The sequence below is a fragment of the Pedobacter suwonensis genome (assembly GCF_007833675.1).
Taxonomy (GTDB): domain Bacteria; phylum Bacteroidota; class Bacteroidia; order Sphingobacteriales; family Sphingobacteriaceae; genus Pedobacter; species Pedobacter suwonensis.
Map to the genome: position 1 here is coordinate 2726061 of NZ_CP031708.1, position 12320 is coordinate 2738380.

Here is a 12320-nt window from a genome sequence, read left to right on the forward strand (position 1 = left end):
GCTTCCAAAGTGAAATTGACACAATAAATAAATTTTAAATTTCTTTAAATTGTTAAAAAACAACATAATATTCCGATTTTAAATCAAATATTAATACTAAATTCTGTTTTTATTAATTTTGCCGGTAAACATATCATTTATGGAAACGAGCAGATTAGAAGCAAAAGACCAGGAAGTATTAAAAGATCTTTTAGAGAAGGTAAAGGAACAAACCGAGTTATTTCTAGGCTATCCTGTAGCCAAGGATTTTGATTACCAGGCGCTTTCCGGCTTTTTAAAATTTCCGATGAATAATCTGGGCGATCCTTTTGTTACTTCCACCTATGGTGTCGGATCGCGCGAACTGGAAAAAGAAGTGGTTCAGTTTTTTGCCGAACTTTTTCGTGCACCCGCTGATAATTGGTGGGGTTATGTAACCAATGGCGGTTCAGAGGGGAATCTATATGGATTATACCTGGCCCGCGAGCTACATCCAAAAGCAATGGTTTATTACTCAGAAGCTACGCATTATAGTGTGCAGAAGAATCTGCATTTGCTGAATATGTCGAATATCGTAATCCGTACGCAGGCAAATGGAGAAATCGACTATGAAGATCTTGAGTACACCATTAGAATGAACCGCCACCTGCCTGTTATTATTATGGCCAATATTGGGACCACCATGACTGAAGCACGTGATGATGTGTCTAAAATCAAAGCCATTTTAAAAAAACTGGCTATCCAGCACTATTATATCCACGCTGATGCGGCGCTTTCTGGTACCTACAGCGCACTGATTGAGCCCAGGCCAGCATTCGATTTTGAAGATGGCGCAGACAGCATCGCCATTAGCGGCCATAAGTTTTTGGGTTCTCCGATGCCTTGTGGCGTGGTGGTGGCCAAAAAATCTAACCGCGATCGGATTGCCCGTTCGGTAGCTTATATCGGGAGCGTTGACACGACGATTACCGGATCCAGAAATGGCCATAGCCCCTTGTTTTTATGGTACACCATTAAACGTTTGGGCATAGCCGGTTTGAAAAGCAGGGCCATGCATAGTTTAGCAACTGCCGCTTATACCGAACAACAACTTCAAGCGTTGGGTATTGCTGCCTGGCGAAATGCCAATGCCATCACGGTAAACTTCCCTACCCCATCTGCAAAAATCTGCAAAAAATGGCAGCTTGCCGCCGAGCAGGGAAATTCGCACATTATCTGCATGCCAAATGTAACAGCATCACATATTGACCTTCTGGTTGCCGATCTCAAAACTGAATTGGTTTTACAGGATTGAGACTACAAACATTTCTATACACCTGCTGTTTAAGATGAGTATATACGTTAAACAGATAAATGAAAATAATCATTGTAGGCGCTACAGGTACGCTGGGTAAAAAAGTAACTGAAGCTTTTGCTCAAAAGCACGAGATCATCCGTGTGGGGAATACCAAAGGCGATGTTCAGGTAGACATTAACAATGAAACATCGATCAAGAATATGTTTGAGCTGATCGGTCCTTTCGACGCCCTGATCAGTACAAGCGGGAAAGGTCCCTTTGCTCCTGTAAATCAATTAACAGGCGAAGTATTTAAAAGCGGTTTGCTGGATAAACTATTGGGACAGATTAACCTGGTGCTTATTGGCCAGCATTACATTAATAAAGGTGGTTCATTTACATTAACTTCGGGTATACTGTCTGAACGTCCCGTTGCAGCCGGTTCTGTATTGAGTACCATAAACGGTGGCCTCAATGCATTTATTTTGGCAGCTGCCCGCGAAATCGGAAGCGGAATCCGCATAAATGCCGTCAGCCCCAATGTGGTTGAAGACTCGCCTGCTTTTTTCGATTCTTTCCCCGGAGAGATCCCGGTTACTATGGAAAAAGTAATTAAAGCTTACGAGAAAAGTGTATTGGGTATTATAACAGGCGAGGTGATTAAGGTTTATTAGTAATCTTAAGCATTTCGGAAAAGTCTGTGCTGTGATGACTTAATAAAAACTTAGCGTAAAAATCCACTTGGCTAAAACCCCAAAGTTTATATTAGCCTAACTAACAAAACAAGTATGATAGAAACAGAACGCCTCATTTTAAAACCTTTAACACACGATCAGCTCTTAAAATATATTAAAGATGATCATTCTTTAGAACAAGAATTTGGTCTTCTACCTACCAGGAAAAACATTTCTCCTTCGCTCCGTGAAGCTTTGGAACAGACGATTTTACCTAACCTTTTTGATAAAGACAAGGATTATCTATACCATACTTTATGGACAATTATATCCAAACCAGACAACAGAATGGTAGGCGATATCTGTTTTGTTGGTGAACCCGACCAAAACGGCGAAATCGAAATCGGTTATGGCACTGACGAAGAATTCAGAGGCAGAGGATTTATGACTGAAGCGATTGGAAGATTAATTGAATGGGCCAGGGAACAGCCTAAAGTAAAATCCATTTTTGCTGCCACAACAAAGGACAACGTGGCCTCTTATACCATTCTAGAAAAAAACAACTTTATCCATATTGGTGAAGTTGATGATATGTTAAGCTGGAAAATCGAATTAAAGTGAGCTTCGCGGCCAATGCCATTAGTCTTAGCTACTGCAAAAATGTTGTTTAGTTTTTTTGCAGCTTTATTAATTTACAACTGAGACACGGAAAATTACGAATAGTGCTCGCGTTTACCATTCTCATTTGCAAAGAGGAGGCCGTGAAAATGCCGATTTTATCTACTTTCCATTCCTATTCCCACATTACAAATGTGTATCTCCTTCATCTTCGTTACAAACCAGGACGATAGTAAAATATTGACACCTGGACGCATCAAACGATAAAGGAGTTATTGGTATAGCTATAATATTAAGATTACTTATTACAATACAATCTCAAATAAACTTAAACTGATTCCTTCATAATGTTTTGGTAATCCATCTGTTTTTCCCATGGTTACCACTCCAACATAATTAAACCCACAATCGGTATAATATTCCAGAAGCTTTTTATTATCCGCCCAGGTATCCATTCTAATAAATTTAATGTTATTCCCTACCGCATAATCTTTCGCCCATTTTATAATTTCCTTCACAAAAGCATAACCCCTAAAATCAGGATGGGTTACAATCCTATGGATATAAATTGCATCATGATCACGCGCTCCCCAAATTAAAGGATCGTTAAATGTAACGGCAAATACACAGGCTACTACCCCATCTATGAGGATTTTATATTGACGGTTTTCATTAATTTCGGTCTGCACCATATCCATGTTGAAGCCTTGCCAGTGTTTGTTAAATACTTTCTTTTGGTGGGCAATAGCCAAATCATAAAATTCGAAAATGACATCGACATCTGTTGCCCGGCTATTTTGTACTTGTAATTGCATGTGGTAAAGGTAAGGGTATTTTTTAACCACAGATAAGAGGGATAAACACAGACCTAGATATTATCCGTCATTCCCACGAAAGTGGGAATCTTAAAGCTAGCGCATTAGGCTTCCAAACAAGTTGGTAATGACAATCTCTATAAATATCGCTTCCGCCCCAATGTTCTGAAAAAAACAATCATTCAGAATGACAATGAAATAAAACACAGCTGCTTCGCTCTGGATGCAGCCGTGTTTTTAATCATATGGTTAGGCATCTCGCCTTTAAACCTTCAACCCTATTTCTGTCTGAAATAAATCTGGATCGGTGCGCCGGAAAAATCGAAGTTTTCCCTTAATTTATTCTCGATGAAACGTTTATATGGATCTTTAATATACTGTGGCAGATTACAGAAAAAGGCAAACATTGGCGAAGTTGCATTAATCTGCGTGATGTATTTAATTTTAATGTGTTTTCCTTTCAAGGCCGGTGGCGGGAATTTCTCAATCAGCGGCAACATTACATCATTTAATTTTGATGTAGGAATTTTCTTGCTGCGGTTTTTATAAACCTCTAAAGCTGCCTCTATTGCTTTAAAAATCCGCTGCTTGTTTAATACGGAAGTGAAAATGATCGGCACATCAGTAAACGGACGAATACGCTCATGGATCTGCTCTTCAAAAGCTTTCATTGTCTGCGTATTCTTCTCGATCAAATCCCATTTGTTTACCAGAATCACAATGCCTTTTTTGTTCTTTTCGGCCAGGTGGAAGATATTGATATCCTGACTTTCAATCCCTTCAACCGCATCAATCATTAACACCACTACGTCAGCTTCTTCCAAAGCTTTAATGGTACGCATTACCGAATAAAATTCCAGGTTTTCTTTCACCTTGGTCTTTTTACGTAATCCGGCTGTATCGATCAACATAAACTCATGACCGAATTGATTGTAGTGGATTTTGATGGAGTCGCGGGTTGTACCTGCGTTTGCAGTCACAATGTTCCTTTCTTTACCAATTAATGCATTAACGAGAGAAGATTTACCCACATTCGGACGACCGGCAATGGTTACTTTAGGCAATTGATTTTCTTCTTCAGGAATATCTTCGAAATTTTTAACAATTTCATCCAATAACTCTCCTGTTCCGGAGCCCGTCATAGATGATAAAGGATATACTTCGCCCAATCCGAAACCATAGAAAGTATGGATTTCGTTATATAGAGCCGTATTATCTACTTTATTTGCGCAAACAAAAACGGGTTTATTACTTCTGCGCAATACCTGAGCTATATCATCATCCAGATCGGTAATACCTGTGGTTACATCTACCATAAAGATCAACACAGTGGCCTCTTCAATGGCAATCATCACCTGCTCGCGAATGGCAGCTTCATAAACATCTTCAGAGTTGGCTACATAACCGCCCGTATCAATTACGGTAAATTGTTTATCAATCCATTCGCCCACGCCATAGTGCCTATCGCGGGTTACCCCACTCATATCGTCTACAATGGCTTTACGGCTTTCGGTTAATCTGTTAAAAAGGGTACTTTTGCCTACGTTTGGCCTGCCTACGATGGCTATAATGTTACTCATGGTCTTCTTTTGATAGTTAATGGCAGTAATTAACGGTCCTGGTGTTTTAAGCAAGCTGCTCAAAAATTTGGCTATCAGCCATTGACTATCAACTACTAACCGATTTATTTCGGGCTGCAAAGGTACGGTTATTTTTTCGTAACCGCTATTAATATTAATTTTTATACTTTTCCAAAAGTGCTTTGATTACATCTTCCGTTAATTCATTTCCTTGTAACAGCGGAAAACCTTCCCACCTTACCACCCCTTTTGGATCAATAAGGATAGCATGCGGAATACCTTTAACCTGAAGCAAATCTTTAACAGTGCCTTTAGTATCTATGGCTTCGAAATAGTTGATTTTTGGATTATTAAAAGCTTCTACTTTTTCCGCTGCTTCATCAGAAATACCAATAATTACAATTTTATCTTCATATTTCTTCTGGATATCGTTTAACGCAGGGATATATGCCCGGCATGGCCCACACCAGGTTGCCCAAAAATCAACCAGCACAAATTTCCCTTTGGTATCAGGCTGTTTTGAAATCCATTTTTCAACAATTAGTTCCGGTGCCTTTTCGTTAAGGATAGATTTGGCCCACAACTTTTTACCATTGTTTGATTCCTGGGCAAAAACCACTGTACCGATCAACAGCAGAACAAAAGTTAGATTTCTCTTCATATCCTAAAAATCGGAATTAATTATCGTAACCGAAGCTTTTTAAATAATTCTTTTTACTTCTCCAGTCGGGAATTACCTTTACAAACATTTCCAGGAACACCTTGCTATCTAGAAATTTCTCGATTTCTAAACGTGCCTCGGTTCCTACCTTTTTTAACATGCTTCCGCCAGTGCCGATCAAAATGTTTTTTTGCGAATCTCTTTCGACTACAATCTCTGCAGTAATCCTGATCATGGTGCCTTTGCCATTTTTCATTTCCTCCTCCTTAAAGCTCTTTACAATCACTTCGGTACTGTAAGGGATTTCCTTCTGGTAATTCATGAAGATTTTTTCGCGGACCATCTCCGAAACGAAAAAACGCTCAGAGCGGTCGGTTAAATCTTCTTTGTCGTAATATGGCGGATGTTCTGGCAACATCTCAAGTACGCGATCCAACAATCCATCTACATTATGTTTATGTAAAGCTGATATGGCATAAACCGCAACCGGATTTAACTTTTCCTGCCAGTAGGCAATTTTCTCTTCTACCTGTTCTTGCGTAGCCTGATCTATCTTATTGATCAACACAATCGTAGGAATATCTTTATTCAGGATTTTATCCAAAACATCGTCTTCATCATGCACCTCATTAATGTCGGTTACAAATAAAAGTACATCAGCATCGGTTAAAGATCCATTAACAAAGCTCATCATACTTTCCTGCAAACTGTATTTTGGCTTAATTATGCCGGGCGTATCGGAAAAAACGATCTGATAATCTTCTTCATTTACGATACCTAAAATACGGTGCCTTGTAGTTTGCGCCTTAGGAGTAATAATGCTAAGTCGCTCGCCCACAAGCACATTCATAAGGGTAGATTTACCCACATTTGGTTTACCTATTATACTAACAAAACCTGCTTTATGCGCCATTAAAATATTTTTTAAAAAAAATTTGCAGTACAAAGAAACGAATTATATCTTTGCATTCCAATTCGGAAACAGAGTTAAGGATTTAATTCACAAAAAAGCGAGTTGTATAAAGTGCGGGGTGGAGCAGTTGGTAGCTCGTCGGGCTCATAACCCGAAGGTCGCACGTTCGAGTCGTGTCCCCGCTACCAATTCAGTTGGTGGTTCTCAGTTTGCAGTTTACTGCGAATTGGAAACTGGAAATTTAAATACTGAAATGGCCCGTTCGTCTAGGGGTGAGGACGCCAGATTTTCATTCTGGAAACAGGGGTTCGATTCCCCTACGGGCTACGAAACCGCTACAAAGCTGAGCGGTTTTTTTTATCAGTTTCAACACTGCAAAATTGAAGGTTGGTATTTCCCTTAAAAATACATGAGAGTGCGGGGTGGAGCAGTTGGTAGCTCGTCGGGCTCATAACCCGAAGGTCGCACGTTCGAGTCGTGTCCCCGCTACCAATTCAGTTGGTAGTTCTCAGTTGGCAGTTTACTGCGAATTGAAAATTGGAAATTTAAATACTGAAAATGGCCCGTTCGTCTAGGGGTGAGGACGCCAGATTTTCATTCTGGAAACAGGGGTTCGATTCCCCTACGGGCTACGATCCCGCTTTACAATGAGTAGAGCGGGATTTTTATTTTCAGAGAATTTTAATCGGCCTAAATGCATTTAAACAAAAATTTTGGTTCGATTCCTGTTAAGTTGACTTGACGGGAAACTAAACGAACCAATACCCGAGAATATCGTTAGCCGTTGATCAAAAGTGCAGATCTTATACTTGGAAGCATTACAATATAGGTAAGAACCGTTTTTGATTAAGGGATGACAACGATACAAGATATTTTTATTCTTTCATCAGTATCATTTGATATCGCTTACCATCCATTTTACCATCAAGTTTTAATTGATGAGCTCCATTTGGCCGCAGGATTCCCTTGAACGTGCCGATGCCCGATGCCGGATATCTCCATTGCATATGAATATCGCCGTTTTTTCCAAGCTTGTATTGGCCGATACGGATCCTGCGGTAATCGTTCCAGCTAAAAACAACCTCGTCTGCAATATCAAGATAAACATGGCTCAGAATGCTGTCTGTGGAGAATCTAGCTTTGTAGGGAACGTTATCTATTTTCAAGTTTTCCACCCGGTATTTACCCGTAAGTTCAGGATGTCTGTTGGGATGTTGCAGGTGAAAAGCGCAAAGTATAGGTATTACAACAAATAACGCAGGCCAAAGCCATTTCACTGGGATGCTGGAGTTGTCGGAGCATTTAAACAATAGCGGGAACAGATGACCGCCTTCTGCCACGATGAAGTAAATCACCGCTGCTAACAAGACGATACCTTGTGCCAGTACACCAAGTGGCATGGCGTAAAAGATGTCTAACAATGTAATAAACACCAGCATAGGCAAAGCGATAAGGCTGCCCAATAACCTGGTCCGCTTGAAGAGGATCAAAGCGGCCGCAATTATTTGCAGTAAAGCGATGATTGATGTAAAACCGTACGAGAAATGAAAAAATGCCCAAACGAGGTTGTAACCCGAGAAAGAGGAGAAAGGCGAATCAAGCATACCCAAGGGGATGAGCATTTGCAATTTTTGCAGCTTTTGTAAGCCAAACATAGCGAGATCTAAAGCCAGAAAAAATGCAATGATTTGCATAATCCATATTTTAATAGCGTTAGCTAAGCCTCTCCGTTCGCGGGAGTACCAAATAAATACCACAACCGGTGCAATCAATAAAGGCAGGTAAGCTGCCAGGTAAATAAAATCAACTGGAATGATGTCCGCCGCATATTTGGATGCTAGTCGTCTAAAAACAAGCCCCACAACAAATGCGGAAAGCAGGCAGAGTAATAATTTTTGCAAGAATTTCATGTGATTCGTTTTATCGCAAAATAAGGTGTTAACGGTAAGAAGTTTGTTCGCTTGTATCCAAACGCACGATCCTGCTGTATAGCGACGTATATTTACCTGAGAAACGATATCGTCATTATGCATCCATCATTCGCATTGTTATTTTCCGCACTCAGTGCAGGTACTTTATTTTTAGCGTCTTTCTTATTGCTAACAGGCGCTGCGAAAGCCAATCCGGAAGCTAATAAATGGCTTGGTATATTCTTTTCCTGCTGAGTTTACTTTTTATGGAGGTTTTATTAGAGCAAACTGATAATTCTTACGTTTTATTAATTCAACTAACCGAGTGGCCCCGTTGGGCCATATTTCCTTCCTTATATATTTCGGTGTTTAAATTTGTCCATCACCCGCAGAAGCCTCAGCTATTGTTTATTCACTTTTTGCCAGCCATTATTTTTGTAGTGTTAATGATGCTGGGCGGGCATGTACAGCTGCCAACTTGGGGAGGGCTTGTTGTACGCTATTTCTTTTTTGCACAGGGTTTGGTATATGGATTATTAAACCTGCAAATATTGGCTAAACATCAAGATCGTATTCGCCAGTTATTAGCCGATAAGGCTTCAGATCTTAAATGGCTCCGTCATTTTGTCTATGCACCCTTAATCATAGCTGGATTATGGTTTGCCTTTAGACATCTGCCCGAATTTGAAGGATTGTTACAATTAATATGTTTAGGCGTCTGTCTGTATTTCGTTTCGGCAGCGTTACGTCAACGCGAAGTGTACCCTGAGAAGATATTGAAGGTTGTGGATGAATTGATTGATCGCCCTAAGAACTCTACAACGGCTCAAAGACTTACAAAACAGCAAATTGAGCTGTTAAAAGATCGCGTTGAGTTAATTATTGGCCAACAAAAGCCTTATTTAGATCCCACCCTTAATCTTCAAACCCTGGCAGACAGAGTAGGCATAAACACGCACGAGCTTTCCTTAGTTTTAAATCAGGGCTTTGGTATGAACTTTTATGCATACGTTAATAATTTGAGGGCTGAAGAAGCGGTTAAATTATTGGAGTCAAGGCGATATGGGCGGGGCGATATGGAAGCTATCGCAATCCGATCAGGGTTTAATTCCCGTACAACATTTTATGCGTCCATAAAAAAATTAAAGGGTAAAACTCCGGTTAGTTTGCTAAAATAAGAGGTTGAAATTTGGATGTAACTTCTACTATTAAATATTACGAAGGTATGGAATGGTATCCTGTGGTTTTCAATATAATTGATCTCGCAGTACTTTCGTAACCTCTCTTCCTGATCTCGTTGTGAGTAGCCTTTACCGGCCTGTTCTTCTGTGCTTACACGGATATGTAGAGCTGCTGTTCACATTATTTAGTCAACATTAACCAATTGATATACAGATAATTTAACTAAAAAACACAGCAATTCCAGGACTTTTCTCGCTTCTTTTTTATATACAATGATGCCGTTTTTAGCAAGCGGTTCCATAGCTATTTCTGGCTTTAACATAACTGCATACCGGAAGACTTATGAGCAAAGCACCGCTGATATACTTTAATCATTAACCAGTAATTTCTATTCTGTTGCAGAAAAATATTGTAAATCGTTTTTGCTTTAATTCCCTGCTTTTCGGTACCGATCTGCAATATTAATCATTGAATTAAGTGATTCTTTTGTTAAGACATTTAATCTCGTGGCAATTTATTAACACATTGAAAATTTCGTAATATTTCCATTGATTTGAACTTTTGGCTGCCAGAAATGGTAAAAAATTTGGATTTGAAAAGCAAACGAAACAATCAATAAGATCAGTTTATTTATTAAGGAATTTATCTCTATAAGCCTCTTCGAAATGCAACTGCAAAGAGCGTATTCGTTCGGTATCAATATGATTGATATAACGATGAAACATCTGTTCGGAACTATGCCCAGTGGCTTCCATTAATAATGATGTTGGAATTTTGCCGTAAAAATTAGAAGCAAAACTTCGCCGCCCGATGTGGCTGGTGACCGCCTTCCATTTTGGGATTGCCACTCTTAATACTCTGAATCCTATTCGCTTGCCAATATTAACCAATCCATTTATACCGGCCAGCCGGACAACCTCTTTGATCTGTTCATTGTATCTTTTAGATGGTATCTTATCAGGAAAATGCCTCTCATTCTGAGACTTGATGATCAGCACGGCTGGATGCAGGGGCAACAAGATATTACGTTGTGTTTTTTGCTGCACAAAGGATATACATTCCTGGCCCGCAACGTTCTCTATCATTGTATGATCAAACTTCATGAAATCCGAAACGCGCTGGCCGGTATAACAACTGATAATCAACCAGTCTCTTGCAGCCTGCAAATTAATTGGCAAGTCCATCCGTTTGATTTTTACCAGTTCGTCTTCGCTCAGGGTAATAAAAGTTGAATTTTTTCGCTCTCTCGGGAGTTCGAGTTCATATACAAAAGTCCTGATCCCTCGTTTTTCCAGATGATTGAGCACAGTTTTTACAAAATTTACTGTACGGTATGCTGTACTGTTATTATAAGCCTCCTCCTTGCAGTAACTCAAAAACTCCCTTACAAATTCGGCATTCACATCGGCAATCATCAAATGCCGCCTACGATACCCTTCAAAACGCTGTAAAAGATTAAAAAATACAATATATCTCTTATGGGTTGATGTACAAATTAGATGCGCTCGAGATGATATATAATTATTGATATTTCCTAAGAGACTTTTCGGGTCGTACGTCAGACTTCTGACCGTCACGTTTTTTCGAATTCGGCTGGCAAGCAGCTTTAGAGATACCTTTTCAAATTTCCATCCTATCGAATCCAGATAGGACGCAATCGCGATCCGCATCCTATCCAGCCTTATATTAAGTCTTTTACAGGATTTCAAATAAATATTTATAGGCCTTTGCCGCTGCTCATCCCACATTTCCTTTGTTATACGTAGTGGCGTACGTAACTCGTGAATTTGCCCTTGCTCACCATGGAGCTCCAATAGAATCGTCCTTGACTCTGAATCGCCAAATAATTTAAATGAGAATGTAACCATAAAATCTATCGCTTTAATAAACAGCGAATTTATGGAAGAAATTGGTCTTTCCCAGACTACGGTTAGGTTGACAAATATAAAAATTTGTTCGACCAATCAAAAGCTAAAACACTCTGTTTTAAACAAATCATTATTTTTTTTTCCAAGATTTATTTAAAACAACGGTCCCGGATGGTACTTTTTAAAATTGAACGATCTGGTAATCAATTGTAAAATTATCAAGACAAGTCTGGGAAAGACTACAGTTAGGTTGACAAATATCAAAAATGATACATAGACCAATTAACAATTCAGCACACACTAGTTTTGCTTTTGTAGATTATTGTGAGATGCCTCACTCATTCATCGATACTTTTGCGGAAAGAGCTGATGGGTTTCACCTGTTATTTTCAGCTTTCAACGGTGCAGATCTATTGGACGGGCCTGGCAAATTGGAGCGCCTGCTCCACATATGTATTCTTGATCTCTATACGCCCGTTATGGATGCATTGAGTCCGCCAGGCGGCTTCTGAAATGCTATCACGCTATCATTTTGTTCGGATATACCGCAAGTGAAGATCCGAGAGATATTGGGCGAATGCTCGAACATGGCGTGCGTAAAGTTCACGCTAAAGAACATCCCGTACAAATGTTCAAGGACATCCGAAATCAGATGGACATATTAGAGCAGAGGTAATTGGAAACAACAGTTTTGAAAATGGTCAGAATTATTTGTTCTTAATTTCCGGCATTAGGGCTACAATAGGTTCTTTAGAATTTATAATAATATAAAGACATGGATATAAAAAAAACAATCGTTTGGGGAGCTGTTTGGATAAGTGCACTTATTTGGCTCCGTATTCTA

The 12320-nt window shown here is 39.6% G+C and carries 10 protein-coding genes and 4 tRNA genes; 8 read left to right on the forward strand and 6 right to left on the reverse strand.

The annotated features are described in order from the left end of the window. Positions 1 to 139 precede the first annotated feature (139 nt). From DV942_RS11065 to DV942_RS11075, 3 genes are all read left to right on the forward strand, one after another. The gene (locus tag DV942_RS11065; protein ID WP_145857499.1) at positions 140 to 1273 is read left to right on the forward strand and encodes a histidine decarboxylase; all 1134 of its coding nucleotides are present in this window, start codon (positions 140 to 142) and stop codon (positions 1271 to 1273) included. Between the two features lie 59 nt (positions 1274 to 1332). Further along, entirely contained in the window at positions 1333 to 1929 is a 597-nt protein-coding gene (locus tag DV942_RS11070) for a short chain dehydrogenase (RefSeq protein WP_145857501.1), read from the forward strand. A gap of 114 nt (positions 1930 to 2043) precedes the next feature. After that, positions 2044 to 2550 (forward strand): GNAT family N-acetyltransferase, encoded by a 507-nt coding sequence (locus DV942_RS11075; protein ID WP_145857503.1) that lies wholly within the window; start codon positions 2044 to 2046, stop codon positions 2548 to 2550. Positions 2551 to 2852: 302 nt separating this feature from the next. Here DV942_RS11075 and DV942_RS11080 read toward each other — a convergent pair whose 3' ends face one another. From DV942_RS11080 to era, 4 genes are all read right to left on the reverse strand, one after another. Next, a complete protein-coding gene (locus tag DV942_RS11080; protein WP_145857505.1) occupies positions 2853 to 3362 on the reverse strand; it encodes a GNAT family N-acetyltransferase in 510 nt (169 codons plus the stop codon). A gap of 278 nt (positions 3363 to 3640) precedes the next feature. After that, the gene (der, locus tag DV942_RS11085) at positions 3641 to 4942 is read right to left on the reverse strand and encodes a ribosome biogenesis GTPase Der (protein WP_090984664.1); all 1302 of its coding nucleotides are present in this window, start codon (positions 4940 to 4942) and stop codon (positions 3641 to 3643) included. 154 nt (positions 4943 to 5096) lie between these two features. Then, the gene (locus DV942_RS11090; RefSeq protein ID WP_145857507.1) at positions 5097 to 5603 is read right to left on the reverse strand and encodes a TlpA family protein disulfide reductase; all 507 of its coding nucleotides are present in this window, start codon (positions 5601 to 5603) and stop codon (positions 5097 to 5099) included. A 16-nt stretch (positions 5604 to 5619) separates the two neighbouring features. Then, positions 5620 to 6516, reverse strand: coding sequence for a GTPase Era (era, locus tag DV942_RS11095; RefSeq protein ID WP_145857508.1), 897 nt, complete (start codon positions 6514 to 6516; stop codon positions 5620 to 5622). Between the two features lie 112 nt (positions 6517 to 6628). Between era and DV942_RS11100 the strand changes: the two genes are divergently transcribed. The 4 genes from DV942_RS11100 (at position 6629) to DV942_RS11115 (ending at position 7148) form a co-directional block, all read left to right on the forward strand. Then, positions 6629 to 6704: transfer RNA gene (locus DV942_RS11100), tRNA-Met, on the forward strand. A gap of 67 nt (positions 6705 to 6771) precedes the next feature. Further along, positions 6772 to 6843: transfer RNA gene (locus DV942_RS11105), tRNA-Glu, on the forward strand. A gap of 89 nt (positions 6844 to 6932) precedes the next feature. After that, positions 6933 to 7008 (forward strand) — tRNA-Met (locus DV942_RS11110). A gap of 68 nt (positions 7009 to 7076) precedes the next feature. Continuing rightward, positions 7077 to 7148 (forward strand) — tRNA-Glu (locus DV942_RS11115). Positions 7149 to 7391: 243 nt separating this feature from the next. Here DV942_RS11115 and DV942_RS11120 read toward each other — a convergent pair. Then, positions 7392 to 8426 carry a hypothetical protein gene (locus tag DV942_RS11120; RefSeq protein WP_145857510.1) on the reverse strand — a complete coding sequence of 345 codons (1035 nt, stop codon included), beginning with the start codon at positions 8424 to 8426 and terminating at the stop codon, positions 7392 to 7394. A 266-nt stretch (positions 8427 to 8692) separates the two neighbouring features. Here DV942_RS11120 and DV942_RS11125 point away from each other — a divergent pair, with 266 nt between their 5' ends. Further along, entirely contained in the window at positions 8693 to 9604 is a 912-nt protein-coding gene (locus DV942_RS11125; RefSeq protein WP_186462471.1) for a helix-turn-helix domain-containing protein, read from the forward strand. Positions 9605 to 10234: 630 nt separating this feature from the next. Here DV942_RS11125 and DV942_RS11135 read toward each other — a convergent pair. Next, complete coding sequence (locus DV942_RS11135; RefSeq protein ID WP_145857514.1) at positions 10235 to 11476, reverse strand: phage integrase SAM-like domain-containing protein; 1242 nt, start codon at positions 11474 to 11476, stop codon at positions 10235 to 10237. Between the last annotated feature and the right edge of the window lie 844 nt (positions 11477 to 12320).

Excerpts from the sequence above, each read along its gene's own strand:
- DV942_RS11065 (WP_145857499.1), top strand. The coding sequence starts at position 140 with ATGGAAACGAGCAGATTAGAAGCAAAAGACCAGGAAGTATTAAAAGAT.
- DV942_RS11070 (WP_145857501.1), top strand. The coding sequence starts at position 1,333 with ATGAAAATAATCATTGTAGGCGCTACAGGTACGCTGGGTAAAAAAGTA.
- DV942_RS11075 (WP_145857503.1), top strand. The coding sequence starts at position 2,044 with ATGATAGAAACAGAACGCCTCATTTTAAAACCTTTAACACACGATCAG.
- DV942_RS11080 (WP_145857505.1), bottom strand. The coding sequence starts at position 3,362 with ATGCAATTACAAGTACAAAATAGCCGGGCAACAGATGTCGATGTCATT.
- der (WP_090984664.1), bottom strand. The coding sequence starts at position 4,942 with ATGAGTAACATTATAGCCATCGTAGGCAGGCCAAACGTAGGCAAAAGT.
- DV942_RS11090 (WP_145857507.1), bottom strand. The coding sequence starts at position 5,603 with ATGAAGAGAAATCTAACTTTTGTTCTGCTGTTGATCGGTACAGTGGTT.
- era (WP_145857508.1), bottom strand. The coding sequence starts at position 6,516 with ATGGCGCATAAAGCAGGTTTTGTTAGTATAATAGGTAAACCAAATGTG.
- DV942_RS11120 (WP_145857510.1), bottom strand. The coding sequence starts at position 8,426 with ATGAAATTCTTGCAAAAATTATTACTCTGCCTGCTTTCCGCATTTGTT.
- DV942_RS11125 (WP_186462471.1), top strand. The coding sequence starts at position 8,693 with ATGGAGGTTTTATTAGAGCAAACTGATAATTCTTACGTTTTATTAATT.
- DV942_RS11135 (WP_145857514.1), bottom strand. The coding sequence starts at position 11,476 with ATGGTTACATTCTCATTTAAATTATTTGGCGATTCAGAGTCAAGGACG.